At 71.8% G+C, this 17,103-nt stretch carries 16 protein-coding genes; 9 read left to right on the top strand and 7 right to left on the bottom strand.

Annotated elements, in window-relative coordinates:
• The first annotated feature begins 36 nt into the window (after positions 1-36).
• Entirely contained in the window at positions 37-882 is an 846-nt protein-coding gene (locus WMF26_RS29030) for a class I SAM-dependent methyltransferase (RefSeq protein WP_437995323.1), read from the top strand.
• Between the two features lie 174 nt (positions 883-1,056).
• Here the strand turns inward: WMF26_RS29030 and WMF26_RS29025 are convergent, their stop codons facing one another.
• Entirely contained in the window at positions 1,057-1,206 is a 150-nt protein-coding gene (locus tag WMF26_RS29025; protein WP_437995322.1) for a hypothetical protein, read from the bottom strand.
• Between WMF26_RS29025 and WMF26_RS29020 the strand changes: the two genes are divergently transcribed.
• Both WMF26_RS29020 and WMF26_RS29015 read left to right on the top strand, forming a co-directional pair.
• Positions 1,205-2,251: a glycosyl hydrolase 53 family protein gene (locus WMF26_RS29020; RefSeq protein ID WP_437995321.1), complete on the top strand. Its 1,047-nt coding sequence runs from the start codon at positions 1,205-1,207 to the stop codon at positions 2,249-2,251. The genes WMF26_RS29025 and WMF26_RS29020 overlap by 2 nt on opposite strands.
• Positions 2,252-2,624: 373 nt before the next feature.
• Positions 2,625-4,073 carry a B12-binding domain-containing radical SAM protein gene (locus WMF26_RS29015; protein ID WP_437995320.1) on the top strand — a complete coding sequence of 483 codons (1,449 nt, stop codon included), beginning with the start codon at positions 2,625-2,627 and terminating at the stop codon, positions 4,071-4,073.
• Here WMF26_RS29015 and WMF26_RS29010 read toward each other — a convergent pair.
• A complete protein-coding gene (locus WMF26_RS29010; RefSeq protein ID WP_437995319.1) occupies positions 4,062-5,459 on the bottom strand; it encodes an amidase in 1,398 nt (465 codons plus the stop codon). The genes WMF26_RS29015 and WMF26_RS29010 overlap by 12 nt on opposite strands.
• A gap of 80 nt (positions 5,460-5,539) precedes the next feature.
• Between WMF26_RS29010 and WMF26_RS29005 the strand changes: the two genes are divergently transcribed.
• The 6 genes from WMF26_RS29005 (at position 5,540) to WMF26_RS28980 (ending at position 12,546) form a co-directional block, all read left to right on the top strand.
• Positions 5,540-6,937, top strand: coding sequence for a hypothetical protein (locus tag WMF26_RS29005; RefSeq protein WP_437995318.1), 1,398 nt, complete (start codon positions 5,540-5,542; stop codon positions 6,935-6,937).
• Between the two features lie 147 nt (positions 6,938-7,084).
• Positions 7,085-8,710 (top strand): hypothetical protein, encoded by a 1,626-nt coding sequence (locus WMF26_RS29000; RefSeq protein ID WP_437995317.1) that lies wholly within the window; start codon positions 7,085-7,087, stop codon positions 8,708-8,710.
• Positions 8,711-8,944: 234 nt separating this feature from the next.
• Positions 8,945-10,150, top strand: coding sequence for a serine hydrolase domain-containing protein (locus WMF26_RS28995; RefSeq protein ID WP_437995316.1), 1,206 nt, complete (start codon positions 8,945-8,947; stop codon positions 10,148-10,150).
• Positions 10,151-10,409: 259 nt separating this feature from the next.
• Positions 10,410-10,883, top strand: coding sequence for a hypothetical protein (locus WMF26_RS28990; protein WP_437995315.1), 474 nt, complete (start codon positions 10,410-10,412; stop codon positions 10,881-10,883).
• A 104-nt stretch (positions 10,884-10,987) separates the two neighbouring features.
• Positions 10,988-11,539, top strand: a complete 552-nt coding sequence (locus tag WMF26_RS28985; RefSeq protein ID WP_437995314.1) for a hypothetical protein — start codon at positions 10,988-10,990, stop codon at positions 11,537-11,539.
• Positions 11,536-12,546, top strand: a complete 1,011-nt coding sequence (locus WMF26_RS28980; protein ID WP_437995313.1) for an HTTM domain-containing protein — start codon at positions 11,536-11,538, stop codon at positions 12,544-12,546. Before WMF26_RS28985 ends, WMF26_RS28980 begins: the two co-directional genes overlap by 4 nt.
• 57 nt (positions 12,547-12,603) lie before the next feature.
• Here the strand turns inward: WMF26_RS28980 and WMF26_RS28975 are convergent, their stop codons facing one another.
• The 5 genes from WMF26_RS28975 to WMF26_RS28955 all read right to left on the bottom strand — a co-directional run bounded on the left by WMF26_RS28975 (position 12,604) and on the right by WMF26_RS28955 (position 17,098).
• On the bottom strand, positions 12,604-14,148 hold the full coding sequence (locus WMF26_RS28975; protein ID WP_437995312.1) for a cellulose binding domain-containing protein: 1,545 nt from the start codon (positions 14,146-14,148) through the stop codon (positions 12,604-12,606).
• Between the two features lie 296 nt (positions 14,149-14,444).
• On the bottom strand, positions 14,445-14,909 hold the full coding sequence (locus WMF26_RS28970; protein WP_061624664.1) for a cupin domain-containing protein: 465 nt from the start codon (positions 14,907-14,909) through the stop codon (positions 14,445-14,447).
• Positions 14,910-14,988: 79 nt separating this feature from the next.
• The gene (gap, locus tag WMF26_RS28965) at positions 14,989-16,005 is read right to left on the bottom strand and encodes a type I glyceraldehyde-3-phosphate dehydrogenase (RefSeq protein WP_437995311.1); all 1,017 of its coding nucleotides are present in this window, start codon (positions 16,003-16,005) and stop codon (positions 14,989-14,991) included.
• Positions 16,002-16,214, bottom strand: coding sequence for a hypothetical protein (locus WMF26_RS28960; RefSeq protein WP_437995310.1), 213 nt, complete (start codon positions 16,212-16,214; stop codon positions 16,002-16,004). The genes gap and WMF26_RS28960 overlap by 4 nt, the downstream gene beginning before the upstream one ends.
• 26 nt (positions 16,215-16,240) lie before the next feature.
• A complete protein-coding gene (locus WMF26_RS28955; RefSeq protein WP_437995309.1) occupies positions 16,241-17,098 on the bottom strand; it encodes a class I SAM-dependent methyltransferase in 858 nt (285 codons plus the stop codon).
• Positions 17,099-17,103: the final 5 nt, after the last annotated feature.

The following is a 17,103-nucleotide window of genomic DNA, read 5'->3' as shown; positions in this document are numbered from 1 at the left end:
GGCGTGCTTGCCCATCGCAAGCGAAAGGAGACTCCGATGTCCGAAGCCGACCAGCCCAATCGCGACCAGGCCGCCCTGTGGAACGACGCCGGGGGGCCCATCTGGGTGGAGATGCAGGGAGTGCTCGACGCCATGCTGGCGCCGCTCGGGGCGCCGCTCCTCGAAGAAGCCTTCCCCGGCGAGGGCGGCCGCGTGCTCGACGTCGGCTGCGGCGCGGGCGCCACGGCCCTCGCGATGGCGCGGCGCCTCGGGCCGGCGGGCCGCTGTCTCGGCGTCGATATCTCCGGGCCGCTCGTGGCGGCCGCCAGGGCGCGCGCCGCCGCCGAGGGCCTTTCGTCCGCCGCCTTCGTCCAGGCCGACGCGCAGACGCATCGCTTCGAGCCCGGCGAGTTCGACGCGGTGATCTCGCGCTTCGGCGTGATGTTCTTCGCCGATCCCGCCGCGGCGTTCGCCAACCTCCGGCGCGCCGCGCGGCGCGACGCCAGGCTCTCGTTCGTGGCCTGGCGCAGCCCGGCCGAGAACCCGTTCATGACCGAGGCCGCCCGCGCCGCCGCGCCGCTGCTGCCCAACCTGCCCATCCCGGGCCCCGACGCGCCAGGCCCGTTCGCCTTCGCGGACAGCGACCGCGTGCAGCGCATCCTGGACGCGAGCGGCTGGACCGACGTCGCCATTCGCCCGCTCGACGTGCCCACCGGCGTCGCGGAGAAGGACCTGCTCACCTATGTCATCAAGCTCGGACCGGTGGGCCTCGCGCTGCGGGACGCGGACGAGCCGACGCGCGCCCGGACGGCCGAGGTGGTCCGCGCCGCCTTCGAGCCGTACGTCCGCGAGGGCGCGGCGCGCTTCACCGCGGCCTGCTGGCTCGTGAGCGCGCGCGCCTGACTGCTTGAGAGGCCGATCGCGTTCAGCCGTCGGGCCCGGGTATGATGGTGGCATGATGTCCACAATGCGCTCCACCGTACGCTCCTGCACCAGGCTTGCTGCGCTCTTCATTCCAATTTTTCTCTGTCACTGCACAGAGCCGAGCGCGGGTGGAGACGATGCAAGCAGCGCGGGTCAGGGGGGATCCGCCTCGGGGGGAGGCGGCGGCAGCGCGACGGCCGGGAGCTCGAGCGGGGGAGGCGCGTCCGTCGCGACGAGCTCGTCGTCGTCCGCTTCCACGTCGGTGGGCGTGGGCGGCGCCGGAACGGGCGGAGCCGGCGGCATGGCGCCGTTCGAGCCCGGCTTCATCCTCGGCGCCGATATCTCCAGCGTCCAGGAGGCGGTCGATAGCGGCGCGACGTACGTGGACACGGACGGCGACGAAAAAGGGATGCTCGAGCTGCTGAAGAACCACGGGTTCAACTACATCCGGCTCCGGACGTTCGTGGACCCGGGCGCTACCTACGGCTATGCGTTCGGGACCGGCGGCGCTTGCGAGAAGGAAGAGAGCTATTGCGACAAGGACCACACGATCGAGTTCGGCAAGCAGATCAAGGCCGCAGGCATGGGGTTCCTGCTCGACTTCCATTACAGCGACACCTGGGCCGACCCCGGCAAACAGATCATCCCCGAGGCCTGGCGGGGCGCGCGGTCGATCGACGAGATGGCGGGCCTCTTGAAGGACTACACGAAGGACGTGGTCGCCGCGCTCGTCAGCGCGGGCGCGCGCCCGGACATGGTGCAGATCGGCAACGAGATCACGCCGGGCATGCTGATCCACGTGCCGTCCGCCAGCACGGACTGCTGGGGCAACGATTCGGTCGTCAATCCGAGCGGCCTCACCGGGCGAGCGTCGAACCAGAACTGGGACAACCTGGCCGCCCTGCTCAAGGCAGGCATCGCCGGGGTCAAGGAGGTCGACGACACCATCAAGATCATGCTGCATGTCGAGAACACCGAGGACGTCGACGGCGTCACGTGGTGGGTCAACAGCGCCAGGACGCGAGGCGTCGCGTTCGACGTCCTCGGGCTCTCCTGCTACACGGCATTTCAGGGGGAGCCCGAGGTGTGGGCGAACACCTTCAATGAACTGGCCGAGACATTCCCGGAGCTGTCGTTCGCGATCGCGGAATACAACCCCGAACGCACGAAGGCCAATCAGATCATGCGCGACCTGCCGGACGGCAGGGGGCTCGGGACGTTCTTCTGGGAGCCGACGCAGAGCGGCACATGGGGCTCGTCCCTCTTCACGTCGCAGGGCGGCGCGACCAGGGCGAGCAGCGACGCGTTCGCGGAGTTCGACGCGATCAAGGCGAGCTTCGGCCTGTAGTACCGCGGATCAGAGCTCCCGCCAGGGATCTGCCTCGCGAGCGAAGAGAAATAAACGCAAAGGCGCAAAGACGCAAAGGCGCAAAACTACAAAACTAAAATTTTTTTTGCGTCTTTGCGTCTTTGCGCCTTTGCGTTGAACTCTCTCTCCGGATCCCTGGCCGGACGTCTGGCGGGCGGAAGGGGCGCTCGCTTCCTCGGCCCGCGCACGCGCCCGCCACCGTCTCTCCACGGTAGCTCCTCCCGCTCCTGGAAGCGACACTGGCCGCCTCACGTTATCCTCAGCGCGCCTCATCGGAGCTCCGTCCGCCCGCGGATCCACATCGTCATGGCGGGGCCGGTCCGATGCGGCGCACGACCCCGAGGAGGCGCCCATGAAGGTGAGGATTGTCGTGAGTTACGTCCCCCGCTATCGCAGGGGGCACCGCTTCCACTTCGTCCCGCCGGTCACCGGGATCCACCTCGCGGCGATCACCCCGCCGGAGCACGAGGTCGAGCTCTTCCACGAGCAGGTGCGCCCCGTCCCCGTCGACGCCGCGCCGGACGTCGTCGCGCTCTCGTTCTTCTCCGGCTTCGCGCGCCGCGCCTACGCGCTCGCCGACCGCTACCGCGCCCTCGGCGTGCGCGTCGTCGCCGGCGGGCCGCACGTCTCGTACTGGATCGAAGAGGCGCTCCAGCACGTGGACGTCGTGGTCACCGGGGAAGCCGAGACGGTCTGGCCCGCCGTCCTGCGCGACCTCGAGCGAGGCACGCAGCGCCGCGTCTATCACGGCGAACCGGCCTCGCTCGCCGGGCTGCCGACCCCCCGCTACGATCTGCTCGAAGGCCGCTTCCTCGTGCCCCGCGTGCTCCAGGCGACGCGCGGCTGCCCGTTCACCTGCAGCTTCTGCACGGTGCCCGACCTCAACCCCGGCTTCCGCGTGCGCCCCGTCGACGAGGTGATCCGCGACATCGCCACCACGCATTTCCCCCGCTTCTGGCAGGAGAAGGTCGCCTGGTTCTGGGACGACAACCTCCTCGTCCAGCGCCGCTGGGCCAAGGAGCTCCTGCGCGAGCTCGCCGGGCTCGATCGCTGGTGGCTCACGCAGGCGTCCATCGATATCGTCAAGGACCGGGAGCTCCTCGACGCGATGGAGCGGTCCGGCTGCATCGGCATCTTCCTCGGCATCGAGAGCCTCGACGAGGCCGATCTGAAGAGCATCGACAAGCGCCAGAACCGCGCGCACGAGTACCGCGAGGCGATCCGCAAGCTGCACGATCGCGGGATCTGCGTGATGGCGGGCTTCATCTCGGGCTTCGACGATCAGACGCCGGAGGTCATCGCCTCCACGGCCGATCGGCTGAACGAGATCGGCGTCGACGTCCCGTTCCTGAGCATCCTCACGCCGTTCCGGGGCACGCCGCTGTACGACGAGCACCGGCGAGACGGGCGGATCCTCGAAGAGCGCGACTGGCCCCATTACAGCGGCTACGGGGTCGCCTTCCGGCCAGCGCGCATGTCGCCCGAGCAGCTCCTCGCCGCCCACCGGCAGATGTGGAATCGCGCCTTCGGCCCCGCGGCGGTGGTCGAGCGCCTCGCGCGCGGCGCGCGGTCGCTGAGCCGCGGCGGGATGATGCTGTCGGCGGCGATGAACGGCTTTTACGGCCTGAAGCAGGTCACCGGCAACGAGCCGGCGGCGCCGCCGCTCGAGCCCCGAGGGACGATCCGGCACCCGGCGCCCGGGGACGCCCCGGTCCGGCTCTCGCGCCTCGGCCTGAAGCGGGCGGAGGCCGCCGTGGTTCCCCCGAGAGGGTCACGCGACGCCGCCGCCTCACCGGAGTGAGAGCAGCGGCGGCGCCCGGAGCGGGACGCTGGCGCCCTCGAAGGCGCGCGCGGCGCGCAGCACGAGCGCCTCCTCGAAGTGGCGCCCGACGATCTGGAGCCCGAGCGGCAGGCCGGCGCCGGTCACGCCCATGGGCACGCTGATGGCCGGCTGGCGCGTCAGGCTGAAGGGGCCGGCGAAGGACGCGGGGGGCGGGCCGCCGCCCTCGATGAGGGGAGCCGCCCCGGCCGAGGTGGGCGTCACCAGCAGGTCGAAGCGGCGGTGGAGCGCGGCCATGACCAGCGCCAGCTCCGCGCGGCGCCGCTCGGCCTCGAGGTACGCCACCGCGCCGAGCGCCTCCCCCTCGGCGGCCGCGCTCCGCACCGCGGGATCGAGCAGCGCGCGCTGCTCCGGTCCGAGCTCCCGCACGGTGTGCGCGGCGCGAGCGGCGAACAGCGTCCGCAGCACGCCCCCCGCGTCCGCGAGCGGGGGATCCACCTCCTCGACCTCGGCGCCGAGCTCCTCCAGGGTCGCCGCCGCCGCGGCGAAGCGGGCCCGCGTCTCGCTTGCCGGCTCGATGGCGCCGAGCGTGGCGCTCACGCCGATGCGCACGCCCCGCAGCGCGCCCGCGATGGGCGCGCCGTCGAGCGCGTCCGCCGCGTCCCCGGGCGCCGGCGGGGCCCGGAACGGGTCGCGGTCGTCGGGACCGGAGAGGACCGCGAGGAGCAGCGCCGCGTCGCCGACCGCGCGCGCGATCGGCCCCACGTGCGGGGGCACGCCCACCACGCTCGCCGGGTGGGCCGGCACGCGGCCGAAGGTCGGCTTGAGCCCCACCACCCCGGAGAACGCGCTGGGGACGCGGATCGAGCCGCCGCCGTCGGTCCCCACCGCGATCGGGCCGAACCCCGCCGCCACCGCGGTGACGGCCCCGGCGCTGCTGCCGCCCGGCGTGCGCCGGGGGTCCCACGCGTTGCGGGTGATCCCGGTCAGCGGGCTGTCGCCGGAGCCCTTCAGGCCGAACTCCGAGGTCGTCGTCTTGCCGAAGAGCACCGCGCCGTGCTCGCGCAGGCGCGCGACCGCGGGCGCGTCCTCGGTCCAGGGGCCGCTCGCGTCTACCGTGCGCGAGCCGCGCCGGGTCGGCCAGCCGGCCGTGAGCAAGAGGTCCTTCACCGAGACGGGCACCCCGTCGAGCCGCCCCGCCGGCGCGCCGCGGACCCACCGCGCCTCCGACGCGCGCGCGGCGTCGAGGGCGCGCTCCTCGTCGACCAGCACGAACGCGTTGAGCGGCGCGCCGTGGCGCTCCACATGCGCGAGGACGGCCCGCATCACCTCGACCGGCGAGGCGCTCCGGGCGCGGTAGAGGGCGAGGAGCTCGAGGGCGGTCGCTTGCACCAGCGAGGAGGTCATGGTGTTTCCACTATAGCGGACATGTCGTCCGCTGCGGTAGATGGCGGACATGTCGTCCGCTGGGGTAGAAGGCGCAGGTCATGGGGACCGAGGGATCCGAGCCGGTGTGCACGGGGGCGGCCGTCGCCGAGGCGCTCGCCGCGCAGCACCTCGAGCGCGACGCCGAAGGCAGCCTCGACGCCGCGCTCGCCCTGGCGGCCACGCTGCACGCGCCGGGGCAGCGCGAGCGCTACCGACGCCTGCTGGAGGGTGCGATCGCGCAGGCGGAGCGCGCGCTGGCCGCCGCCGAGCAGGAGCGCGCCGCGCTCGAGGGGCAGGAGCTCGCCGCTGGAGGAGAGCGGACCCTCGCGACGGGGATGGGCGCCCGTTCGACGCTGGCGAGGGCCCACGCGGCGCGCGCCGAAGACGCGCTCCACGGCGCGGGCCAGCTCTCGATGAGCGCGCAGCGCGCGCCGACGCGCGAGGCGTGCGACGACGGCTGGCGGCGCGTGGAGGCGATCGTGATCGGCGCGGAGGCCGCGGCCCGCGCGGCCGCGATCTGCGCCGCGGAGCTCGAGGCCGGCGCGCCTCGCTCGAAAGCCGCCCGCGCGGCGCGCGCGGCGGCGCACAGGGCCGAGGTCGCCGCCCGCGCGGCGCGCACGATCGTCGAGGAGCGAAACCACGCGTACACGTTCCACACGGACAACGGCTTCTCGTTCGGCGAGGGGTGGCACGTCGCCGCGGCCGCCGTCCTCGCGGGCGCGACCGTTCAAATCGAGCCAGGCAAGGTCGGAACGCCGCAAGCCGAGGCGTTTCTCCGCGATGCGGGCCTGAGCGATCACCTGCAGGCGTACCGCTCGCGCCCGCGCGCGATGAAGCAGACGACGGAGATCGTCGCGCGCGCCTTCGACGCCGATCCGTCGTCCGCCCAGCGGAGGCTCCGCGCGGCGTTCCTCGGGGACGCGCCGATCCCGGAGGCGGTGGCCGGCTGGGTCGATCGCAGGCTCGCGGACGCGCGGGCCGGAGCGCCGTGCCGGAAGAAGGTGCTGCTCTGGATCCGCGAGTGCGTCCACCACCCGCACCGAAACACGACGCTCGCCGAGCTGCTGGAGCTGACGGACCTGGCTCGGCGCGCGGGGCTCGTGCCCGTGTTGACCGGCGACGCCCTTCGTGACGGACCAGTCCCCGAGGGCGCGGTCGACATGACCCTCTTCTGGAAGGACCCCACCTTTCGGCAGCTCGACATGCGCCGGGCGCAGCTGCAGTTCTTCGAGCACCTGAAGCGGACGCACGGCCTCGTCGGCCAGGTCGGCGTCACGACCGCGGGCATGGATGGCCCCGCGCTCATGGGGATCCCCACGATGTACCTCACCGATACGCCGAACGTGCGCATGCGGGCGTGGGTCGGCGCGGTGCCTGGATACGAGGAGGTCGTGCGCGAGAGCGGCTATCTCGAGCGCGTCCGCCGTGGGCTGTCCGGATGGGCCGCAGCGCCGTAGCGAGAGCAGCAGGAAACCAACGGTGCTTCGTGCGGTTCTGACGAAGGACCGCCCGCCACGCCGACATCCACCGAGCAGCAGGCAGATCGCTGGAGGGGCCGCGTCGCGTCGACGCCGCCGGCGCGACCGTCCTGCGCAGGAGCCGTCATGCCTCTTCGTCATCGATCCAGGTCCCCCTTCGCCGCGGCCATCCTGTGCCTCGCGGCGTCCGCCTCTCTGGCCGCGTGCGGCGACGCGAGCGCGCCCGGCGAGCTCGCCGGCGCCGACGCCGATGCGCTCGCCGCGGAGGGCGCGCAGGCGCTGTCGGCCCCGCTGGACATCGACACGCAGCGTTCGCTGATCCTCACGAAGGCCACAGACCCGCTCGCCGTGGCCCGGCTCCCGCTCCAGCTCGTCCTCGATCAGCTCATCGCGAGGGCGGGGACCGGGGATCGACAGACCGCCCGCGATCTCTACAGGCGCTGGTGGGACTTCTACAATCATTCCACGGGGGCTCAGTTCCCCGATGCCATCCATTGCGACGAGCACACCGACAGCGAAGGCTTCCACACGCTCAACGGCTACCGGATCGCGTGCCCCCGGAGGGAGGGGCGCCTCGCCTCGAGCGAGCCGTTCGACCCGGGCTCGCCGGACTTCATGGAGCCGCTCGCGGTCGTGAACCGCTTCGATCTCGCGCCGCAAGACGGCGCGCACTGCGGCGAGTACCGGATCGTCTACGGCAAGAAGTCGGCCGGCCAGGCCGACCGCAACCTGATCATCCTCGAGGCCCAGCTGCCGAATCCCCACCCCGAATGCGGCGTCGCCGCGTGCCTCCCGGTCGCCGCGTTCTGGGCGCGCCTCCCGACCCTGGACGCCGCCGAGCGCGCCCAGGAGATCGAGCGGTTCTTCACCGTCGGCCTGCTCGACGCCGGCTTCGGTCCGGTCCTCCACCCGGACAACTTCGCCGACGCGGTCCACGGCCCCGCGGGCCGGCGCGGCACGGGACAGATCCGCACCAACCAGTTCATGGGCAACGTCGGCGCGCCCAATCAGGTCCAGGCAGGCCAGGAGTGGCAGCTCCACGAGTTCAAGCTCGCCAGGGCCTTCGACGGGCCGAGCGGCGAGCCGCGGCTCTACGTCAAGCCGGTCCCGGTGAAGGAGAACCCCTTCGCCGAGCTGTTCGGCGTGAACTTCGACCCGAGCGACCCCCGCAGGGCGTCGTTCATGGACGACTTCATGGAGTCGGTGGACAAGCTCACGACCTCCAGCGCCGACATCAACGACATCCAGCTCAAGGGCTCGACGCAGGACCTCTACAACGCGGGCGAGAGCGTCGTCAGGAGCGACAACGATTACGCGCTCCAGCTGGATCCGCCGGTGAACTTCCCGCCGAACTTCGAGCTGCTCGACCGGCTCGAGGCCGAGCTCGTGCGCCTCGGGAAGAACACCCTCTTCTCGCCCGTGGACGTGGCCGCGCGCGCCACCACCCAGTCGTGCGCCGGGTGCCATCAGCTGAGCGACGGCGCCTCGCTCGGCAACGGCGTGACGTGGCCCAGGAAGGAGCCCGAGAGGCCCGTGGACGAGCAGGAGTTCCGGTTCGTCCATGTCAGGGAGGACGGGGAGCTCTCGCAGGCGCTCACCCATTCGTTCCTCCCGCACCGCGACGGCGTCCTCAAGGCTTTCCTCGCGGCGCACGCGGACGGGAATACGTGCTCCCCGGCGGCGGCAGCGGCCGCGGTCGCGGCGGAGAGCGACGAGCCGGTCCCCACGCTCGGCGGCGCGACGACGCACTGACGGCGCCCTGACCTCGAGCCCTGAGGTGGCGCGGCCCACCGCGGCGAAGCCGCTCGCATCTGGCTTTGCTGTGATCGTGTCGGGGGGAGCACCGCTATTGCTCGCGCGGGTTGACACGCTCGGACGACTTGCGCCTTGATGCGCGCCCTCCGCAGGCCGCCCTGAGGCGCTCTCGGCAGCGGCGCGGCGGAGCGCAGCAGTGAGCTTCTTTTAGGAATCGTGGAGATCGGATCGATGAGCCGTGTTCTTCGGCGGACCGCTTGGTTCGCCTGCGCTGGGGTCGTTCTGCTCGCCGGGTGCGGCGGCTCCTCGTCCGCGCCGCCGCCGGCAGAGGCCAGCTTGAACGGTGAGGGCGGCGGGAGCGGTGGAATCGAGAGCGGCGACGCAGGGACCGGGGGCGCGGGCGGCGGGACGACCGTCGATTGCGACGCGCTCTCGGCCGAGCTCCAGGCCGCGCTCGACGCGGCCGTGGAGGACCAGCGGCTCCCCGGCGCGGCCGCCGCCGTGAGCTTCGGGGCGTGCAGCTGGCGCGGCGCCTCCGGGGTGGCCGACGCAGAGGCGGAGGTCCCCCTGCGACCCGATGATCTCTTCCGGGTAGGAAGCATCACCAAGACCTTCATGGCGACCCTGGCGCTGATGCTGCGCGCCGAAGGCCGCCTGTCGCTCGACGATGCCGTCTCCGAGCACGTGGAGGGCGTCCCCGGCGGCGACCAGATCTCCGTCCGGCAGGTCCTGAACCACACGAGCGGGCTCTACGATTTCACGCAGAGCGACGCGTTCTGGTCCGCGGCCCTCTCCGACCCGGAGCGCGCGTGGGCGCCCCGGGAGCTCATCGAGATCGCCGCGTCGCAGCCGCCGTATTTCGAGCCTGGGGAGGGCTTCGCTTACTCCAACACGAACTACATCATCGCTGGTCTGATCCTCGAAGCCGCGTCGGGAGAGCCCGTCGGCGAGCTGCTCCGCGCCCGGATCCTGGAGCCGGCTGGGCTCGCGCGCACCTACCTCGACGGCGCCGAGGCGGCCGTGCCGGGGCTCGTGCACGGCTACGGGGTCGACCGGGGAAAGCTCGTCGACACGACCTCCGCGGCGGATCCGTCGGCGGCCGGCGCGGCGGGCGCCCTGGTCTCGACGACCGACGACCTCACGCGCTTCTACCGCAAGGTGCTCGGCGGCGAGCTGCTCGGCCCAGCCGAGCTCGCGGAGATGACCACCTGGGTGGACGCGAGGCTCGGCGAGGTCACCGGATACGGGCTCGGGCTCTCCCGCCGTGAATCCCGGCTCGGCGCCCAGGTCGGGCATGACGGCGGTATCTGGGGCTTCACGTCCTCGTCCTATTACGCGATCGACAGCGACGCTTCGATCACCGTGCTCGTCAACCTCGAGGTCGGCGACGCGGGCAGGATCGTCGACGATCTGGCGGATGTCCTGATCATGCCCTGAGCCGGGCGGGGCGCGGTCGCCGCGCGCCCGACACCCGCGATCGTGCACGCCGGAGCCGCGAGCCCCGGGCGCCGACGGCCATTTGCGCACTCGAGCCTCCGTCGGTCGGCGCGCCCTGCGCGGAGGCGGGGCTCTCGGGAGTCGACGCCGCGGCGCGGGGCGCCGGCGATACGCCGCGAACGGGCCTCACGCTTGCATCACGACGGACGCAGCCTGGATGGGGGATGCCCATCAAGCGGCTCGCATTGCAAAGGAGTCCATGATGAAGCTGGTGAAGGCGCTTGGTGCGCTGGCCCTGTTCGGCGTCGCCGTCGGCACGACGCAGCTCGCTGCGGCGGAGACCTCGACACCGATCCAGGATCTCGTGATCGTCGAGGAGACGGCGAGCCCGGATCTCGACGCCTCCCGGATCGTGGCCCCGTATGGCTACCGTCCGTACGGCGTTTACGGTTACCGGCCGTATGGCGGTTTCGGCTACCGGCCGTATGGTGTCTACGGCTACCGTCCGTACGGCGGTTTCGGCTACCGTCCGTACGGCGGTTTCGGCTACCGGCCGTATGGCGTTTACGGCTACCGTCCGTACGGCGGTTTCGGCTACCGGCCATACGGCTACCGGCCGGGTTTCCGGCCGTACGGCTGGTATCGGCCGTGGCGCTCGCTCTCCTCGGAGGCCGAGTCGGCTCCGGGAGGGGATATTCCCACGCCTGCGGTGAGCCTCCCCGACGATCGCTGATGGCGCGCTGCTCGCAGGGCTGAGGCGCCGAGGCGCTGCCTCCGCGCCCCGGTGCCGCGCGGCTGCACAGGGCCTGCGGGCGCGCGGCGTCGGGAGGGATCCTCATGGGTGGAAGAGCACGGAGTCGCGGGCGCACCGTCCTGATCGCGGCCGCCGCCGCGGTGCACCTCGGGTGCGTCGTCCTCGGGGCGCTCCACGTCGATCTGCAGAGGGCGGGGTGGCTCGGCGGGGTGATCGCCTATCATGGCGCGCTCTCCGGCGCCGACAGCGGCTACAACTTCTTCGCTCCCGCGGTCAGCGCGCTGCCCTGGGCCAGGTTCCAGGTCACCGACGCGAGCGGCGCGGCCCGCGCCGAGGTGCTGGAGTCCGGAGCCAACCACGAGGCGGATCTCCGCGTCAGGAGCATCCTCTCGCTGTTCTTGCAGGCGCAGGACGAGGCGCTGCGGCGGTCGCTCGTCGCCTCGTGGGCAGGCAAGATGTTCGCGAGGCACCCGGGCGCCACGAGCGTGGTCGTCCGGCTGGAGATCTGCGATTTGCCCCCGATGCAGGAGTACCGCGAGGGCCGCCGGCCCGCGTGGAACCTCCTCTATCGGGCGAAGCTGGTCCAGCAGTCCAGGGGGACGGCCGCCCGGCAGAACAGCGGCGGTGAGCCGTGATCGGGCCGATCGGGATCTCCTGCAGAGCGGGGCTCTCCCGCGTCGCCTCGCGCGTCGAGCGCTTCGCGCTCGCCCCTGCCGTCGAGCGCTTCGCGCTCGCCCCTGCGTCCGCGGAGCCCCTCGCGGCGCTCCGCATCGGCCTCGCGACCGTGCTCCTCGTCCAGGCGGCGCTCGTCGCCCCCGCGCTCTTCGAGCTCTACGGTCCAGCAGGCATCCTCCAGGGCCCGCTGCGGGAGGCCTTCGCCCAGATCGAGCTGCCGGGGATCGGCTGGCTGGCCGAGCGGCTCGGCCCGCTCGGGATCGGAGAGACATCGCTCCTCGCATGCGTCGGAGCCGTGTACGTGCTCTCCCTCGCCTCGCTGCTCTGCGGGTTCTGGACGAGGACCTCTGCCCTGCTCGCGTGGATCACCCACAGGATGCTGATGGTGACGGCGGACGCGACCGTTTACGGCGCGGATCTCTTCGCCAACATCTTTCTCTTCTATCTCGTCTGGATCCCGTCGGGCGCCGCGCTGTCCGTCGATCGATGGCTGCTCGGGCCGAGCCGCGCGGCCGCCGAGCCGACGCCGGCCGCGCGGCTCGGGCTGCGCGTCGTCCAAGTGCACCTCTGCATCGCGTACCTGGCCAGCGGGCTGGAAAAGGCGTCGGGCCCGTCGTGGTGGAACGGCGAGGCGATCTGGCGCTCGGTCATGCTCCCGGAGTACCGCCAGCTCGATTTCTCCTGGTTGGCCTGGCACCCGTGGATCGCGCAGGCCGCGGGGTGGGCGGTGCTCGCCGTGGAGATCGGGTACGCATTCCTCATCTGGCCGCGGCTCACCCGGCGCGCCGTCATCGTGGCCACGGCCCTCCTGCACCTCGGGATCGCGGCGTTCATGGGGCTCGGCGTGTTCGGCGCCATCATGCCGGTGTTCACCCTCGCCGCCTTCGGCGTGCCGGCGGACCCCCGCGCCCCGTCGCCGTCGCGCGCGGCGCCGCTGCCGGACCAGCCGCGCGCGGCGGGCGGATGAGCGCGCTGGCCGCGCCCCGTCGCCGTCGCGCGCGGCCAGCGGTCGCTCTCCCTCCCGCTACGGCGACAGGGTGAGCGAGCCCTCGTCGAGCGCGATCTCGTAGTAGCCGTGATCGTTCCACTGGAGCGTGCGGCCCCCCTGCTTGAGCGTCCCGCCGCTCACCTTGACGCGCAGGTACTTGCCCGGCGGGAAGTGGGCCGGCAGCGTCCACCGCCACGTCCTGTCGCTGCCCGACGTCGTGGGCGTGACCGAGGAGAGCATCTTCTGGCCGCGCCAGTAGGCGCCGACGTTCACCACGCTGTCGATCCACACGTCGCCGAGCGCCTTGGTGTGCTGGACGTGATCGAGGAACGCCCGGAGCTGGACGGGCTGATAGGCGCCGTCGCTGCCGCCGGTGAAGCCGTGCACCAGGACGGTGCGCCACTTGTTGGCGGACCGCGCGCTCGTGACCTGATCGTCGAACATCTGCGTGGAGGCGCCGGTCGGGGGGATGTAGCAGGGCAGATTGAACGGATCGGTCGAGTCGTTCGGGCCGATCAGGGCGTTGGCCACGCCGCGATTGATGAGGAAGCGCGACCGAGCGATGTTCCCGTACACCGAAGAGCCGTTCGGGGCCGCCATCGTCCACACCTTGACGCCGAACTTGCTCTCGATGAACTGCGTGGCCGCGTCCGTGTCGGCGCCGCTGTCGTTGCTCGAGTGGCTCTTCGTGTGGTTGCCGAGCTCGTGCCCGTCCGCCACGGCCCGCTGCCACACCGGGTTGTTCGATTCGCTCTTGCCGGTCTGGAGATAGAAGGTGAACGGCACGTCGAGCGCGTTCAGCTGGTCGTAGTTCTGGATCTGGCTCGAGTTCGAGTCGTCGAAGGTGTACGAGACGGCGCCCTGGAAGCCCGCCCAGTTGAGCACGACCAGGTTCCCGGGCGAGCCGGTCGGCCTCGGCACGCCGCCCCCAGGCGGGACCGGGAGCCCCGAGCTCCCGCCCGCGCTACCGCCGCCGCCGCCTGCGCCGCCACCGCCGCCTGCGCCGCCGCTGCCCCCCGCGCCGCCGGAGCCCCCTGCGCCGCCCGCGCCGCCGCTGCCGCCCGCGCCAGAGCTGGCCGAGGAGCTGCTGCTCGAAGCGCTGCTGCTGCTGCTGCTGCTGGAGCTCGCCGAGGTCGAGCCGCCGGTCCCGCTGCCGGTGACGGACACGAGCGACGGCCTGCCGGTGCCGTTCGCGCAGAAGCCCCAGCTCGTCGTCGCTCCCGGGCCCAGCGTGCCGTTGTAGGTCTCGTTCGTGACGACGAGCTGCCCGCCCGACGACGTCGTGCGCGCGCCCCACGCGTTGCTCACCGTGGAGCCGTTGAGCGCGACGGTCATGCCCCAGGCGGTGGTGGTCGTCCGGGTCGTGTTGTTGGTCGTGTTCTTGAGGGTCACGTTCGCGCAGTACCCCGTCGACCACTGCGACTGGAGCGCGAGGTCCGCCTCGAGCACTGAGTCCGCGCTGCTGAGATCGCCCTCCAGCGATTCCATCTCGTCGCCCTCGCCGTAGGGGTCCCCGACGCACGCGAAGAGGAAGCAGGCGAGCGAGACCGAACCGTAGCCCAGCAAGCTGGTAAGACGCATAAATTTCTCCTTGGAGCGGCCAGGTGAGCCGCAAGGTAATCGGCAAAGATGCTCAAGTAAGAATCTTACGTCAGCGTTTTACGCGCGGAGCGGGTAGCCCCGCGCATTGGGGAGTATGCCCGGGAAACGGGGCTTTGATCACGCTCTGCGATGGTTGGAGATATTCATGTATTCAGGACGCGCACCGAGGCTGCGATCGTCGCTGGGTGTGAGCGTGACGCGGTGTCGCCGGCAGCGGCGACCCAGGCGCGCGGGCCCCGTCTCCACGCCGCTCATGATCCGAGCATCGCGCTGTGTCAGCGCACCCTCTTGCCGCCATGGGGCGTCCCGTCCTTGCGGACGTAGCCGTCGGGCAGGGCTCGCAGGTCGATGTCGGGGTACTCGGCCACATCGCCGGGGACGCTCGAGCCGATCTCCAGCAGCACGGCCTCGCGATCCGAGCGGTTCTGGAGGTGGTGTCCGTCGGGATCTCCCGCGCGGAACCCGGCGCAGTCGCCCGCGCGCAGCACCTCTTCGCCCGCGTCCGTGACCAGCACCACCTCGCCTTCCAGCACCATGACGAACTCGTCTTCTGAATGGTGCCAGTGACGCTGGCTCGACCACTGGCCGGGAGGCAGGCGAAGCAGGTTGACGCCGAACTGCGTCAGCCCCGCCGCCTTGCCGAGCCGCCACCGCGCCCGCTCGCGGCACGGGGCGTCGTACGGCGCCGGGTATGCGGTGCCGAGACGCGTCGGGGCCTGAGAGATGTCGATCTTCTTCATCGGGAGTAGCCTCCTTGTGGGCCGGATTGGCGCGAAGCTTACCGAGGAAGAGCGATCGTCGCTACCGTCGAGGCGCTCTTCAGAGCTTCGCCGCCACGAGCTGGGCGAGCTCCACCATCCGGTTGGAGAATCCCCACTCGTTGTCGTACCAGGCGAACACCTTCGCGAAGCGATCCCCCATCACCTGCGTCAGCGTCGCGTCGAAGATCGACGAGCGAGGATCGCCGAGGTAGTCGCTGGAGACGAGCGGCTCTTCGGTGTAGCCGAGGATGCCGCGCAGCGGACCCTCGCTGGCGCGCTTCATGGCCGCATGGATCGCGTCCTTGGTGAGCGGCCGGGTGCTCTCGAACGTGAGATCCACGACGGAGACGTCCATCGTGGGGACCCGCATCGACAGCCCGTCGAACCTGCCGGCGAGCGCCGGCAGGCACTCGCTGAGCGCCTTGGCGGCGCCGGACGAGGTGGGCACGATGTTCTGCGCGGCGGCGCGGGCGCGGCGCAAGTCGCCCTTGCGGTGCGGCACGTCCAGCAGGACCTGATCGTTGGTGTAAGCGTGCGTGGTCGTCATCAGCCCGCGCTCGAGGCCGAAGGCGTCCAGCAGCACCTTGGCCACCGGGGCGAGGCAGTTGGTGGTGCAGGAGCCGCACGACAGGACGGTGTGCGCCGAGGCGTCGTACTCCTCGGTGTTGACGCCGAGCACGATCGTCGCGTCGTGGCCCTTGGCGGGGGCGCCGATGATCACCTTGCGCGCGCCGGCCGCGAGGTGCGCGGCCGCCTTGTCGCGATCGGTGAACACACCGGTGCACTCGAGCACGATGTCCACGCCGAGCTCGCGCCACGGGAGCTTGGCCGGATCCCTCTCGGCGAGCACGCGGACGGGGCGCTCGTCGATCAGCAATCGCCCCTCGGCGGCGACGGCGCGCCGCTCGGCGCGGCCGTGCACCGTGTCGTAGTTGTAGAGGTGAGCCAGCGTCTCGGGGCTCGCCATGTCGTTGAGCGCCACGAGCTCGATGTCCGGAGCGCCGCGCTGCGACAGGGCGCGCACGATGCAGCGCCCGATGCGCCCAAAGCCGTTGATCGCGATTGTCTTGCTCATTGGCGAGCCTTCCTTCGTGGTTGGGGGCGGGAGGGCCGCCCCGGGCGAGGCTCGTCGCCGCGCGCCGCCTCGTCGGGGGCGGGAGGGGCGCCGAACGCCGCGAACAGCTTGTAGGTAATGCGATCGAAGTCATCAAGATCGCGCTCGTCGAGCGCGGAGACCACCCGCGCCGCGAAGCGCACGCGCGCGTCCACGACGCGCCGGCGCATGCGCTCCCCCGCGGCCGTCGGCGGCGCTACGTCGTCGCGACGAGCAGCTCTTCGCCGTTCACGGGCCGGAGGCCGTCGGCCCTCCCGGCGAAGTAGCGCTGGGCCAGGCTGGCCGCCGATACGTGCCGCGCGTCCTTGAAGCCGGCGTCGCGCGCGAGCGCCAGGATCTCGGGCGGCGTGAAGAAGCTGAGAAAGGGCGTGCCGGCGGCTCGCGCTCCCTTGTGCGCCCACTCGGTGGCGGGGCGCACCTCGGGCTCGACGAGCTCGAGGGGCAGCATGAACGTCAGGGCCAGCGTGGAGCCCGGCGCGAGCCCGGCGACCTGGCGCAGCGAGGCGAGGTTCGCGTCCCTGGTGAGGTACATGCTGACGCCCGCGGACGCCACGACCGCCGGCTCGGTCGCGTCGAAGCCGGCGCTCGCGAGCTGCTCCCAGAGGGAGGCGCCCGCCTCGAAGTCGACCGGCACGAGCCGCAGCCAATCCGGGACGCCGAAGCCGAGCTCGACGAGGCGCTGCCACTTCCAGGCCTGAGGGTCGGGCCGGTCGACCTCGAAGACCCGGAGGCGAGAGGCGATGTCCGGCCGGCGCTGGGCGAACGTGTCCAGACCGGCGCCGAGGATGACGTACTGGCGGACGCCGCGGCCCGCCTCCTCCACGACGAGGTCCTCGATGAAGCGAGCGCGGGCCACGATGGAGGCCCGGAAGCGGCTCGTGGCTCCTGGGTTCATGTCCGGACGCTGGCGCCAGCCGTCGTCCGGGTCGGCCAGCTTCAGGCCAACCTCGTCGTCGAGGACGTGCGGCGGCGCGTCGATCTGGACGTGCATGGCGCGCCACAGGGCCACGCGCACCGCCGTTGCATCTGCTCCCGTCATCGGCTTTTCAGGCATGGTGT

The sequence above is a fragment of the Sorangium sp. So ce185 genome (assembly GCF_051526825.1).
Classification (GTDB): domain Bacteria; phylum Myxococcota_A; class Polyangia; order Polyangiales; family Polyangiaceae; genus Sorangium; species Sorangium cellulosum_D.
The sequence above is the reverse complement of the archived record's forward strand: the minus strand, read 5'-3'. Positions and strand labels throughout refer to the sequence as shown.

What these genes read in the sequence shown, in the direction of transcription:
- WMF26_RS28975 (WP_437995312.1), bottom strand. Translation starts at nt 14,148, where the DNA reads ATGCGTCTTACCAGCTTGCTGGGCTACGGTTCGGTCTCGCTCGCCTGC.
- WMF26_RS29000 (WP_437995317.1), top strand. Translation starts at nt 7,085, where the DNA reads ATGCCTCTTCGTCATCGATCCAGGTCCCCCTTCGCCGCGGCCATCCTG.
- WMF26_RS29005 (WP_437995318.1), top strand. Translation starts at nt 5,540, where the DNA reads ATGGGGACCGAGGGATCCGAGCCGGTGTGCACGGGGGCGGCCGTCGCC.
- WMF26_RS28960 (WP_437995310.1), bottom strand. Translation starts at nt 16,214, where the DNA reads ATGCGCCGGCGCGTCGTGGACGCGCGCGTGCGCTTCGCGGCGCGGGTG.
- WMF26_RS29010 (WP_437995319.1), bottom strand. Translation starts at nt 5,459, where the DNA reads ATGACCTCCTCGCTGGTGCAAGCGACCGCCCTCGAGCTCCTCGCCCTC.
- WMF26_RS28995 (WP_437995316.1), top strand. Translation starts at nt 8,945, where the DNA reads ATGAGCCGTGTTCTTCGGCGGACCGCTTGGTTCGCCTGCGCTGGGGTC.
- WMF26_RS29015 (WP_437995320.1), top strand. Translation starts at nt 2,625, where the DNA reads ATGAAGGTGAGGATTGTCGTGAGTTACGTCCCCCGCTATCGCAGGGGG.
- WMF26_RS28970 (WP_061624664.1), bottom strand. Translation starts at nt 14,909, where the DNA reads ATGAAGAAGATCGACATCTCTCAGGCCCCGACGCGTCTCGGCACCGCA.
- WMF26_RS28990 (WP_437995315.1), top strand. Translation starts at nt 10,410, where the DNA reads ATGATGAAGCTGGTGAAGGCGCTTGGTGCGCTGGCCCTGTTCGGCGTC.
- WMF26_RS28955 (WP_437995309.1), bottom strand. Translation starts at nt 17,098, where the DNA reads ATGCCTGAAAAGCCGATGACGGGAGCAGATGCAACGGCGGTGCGCGTG.
- WMF26_RS29020 (WP_437995321.1), top strand. Translation starts at nt 1,205, where the DNA reads ATGGCGCCGTTCGAGCCCGGCTTCATCCTCGGCGCCGATATCTCCAGC.
- WMF26_RS29030 (WP_437995323.1), top strand. Translation starts at nt 37, where the DNA reads ATGTCCGAAGCCGACCAGCCCAATCGCGACCAGGCCGCCCTGTGGAAC.
- WMF26_RS29025 (WP_437995322.1), bottom strand. Translation starts at nt 1,206, where the DNA reads ATGCCGCCGGCTCCGCCCGTTCCGGCGCCGCCCACGCCCACCGACGTG.
- WMF26_RS28985 (WP_437995314.1), top strand. Translation starts at nt 10,988, where the DNA reads ATGGGTGGAAGAGCACGGAGTCGCGGGCGCACCGTCCTGATCGCGGCC.
- gap (WP_437995311.1), bottom strand. Translation starts at nt 16,005, where the DNA reads ATGAGCAAGACAATCGCGATCAACGGCTTTGGGCGCATCGGGCGCTGC.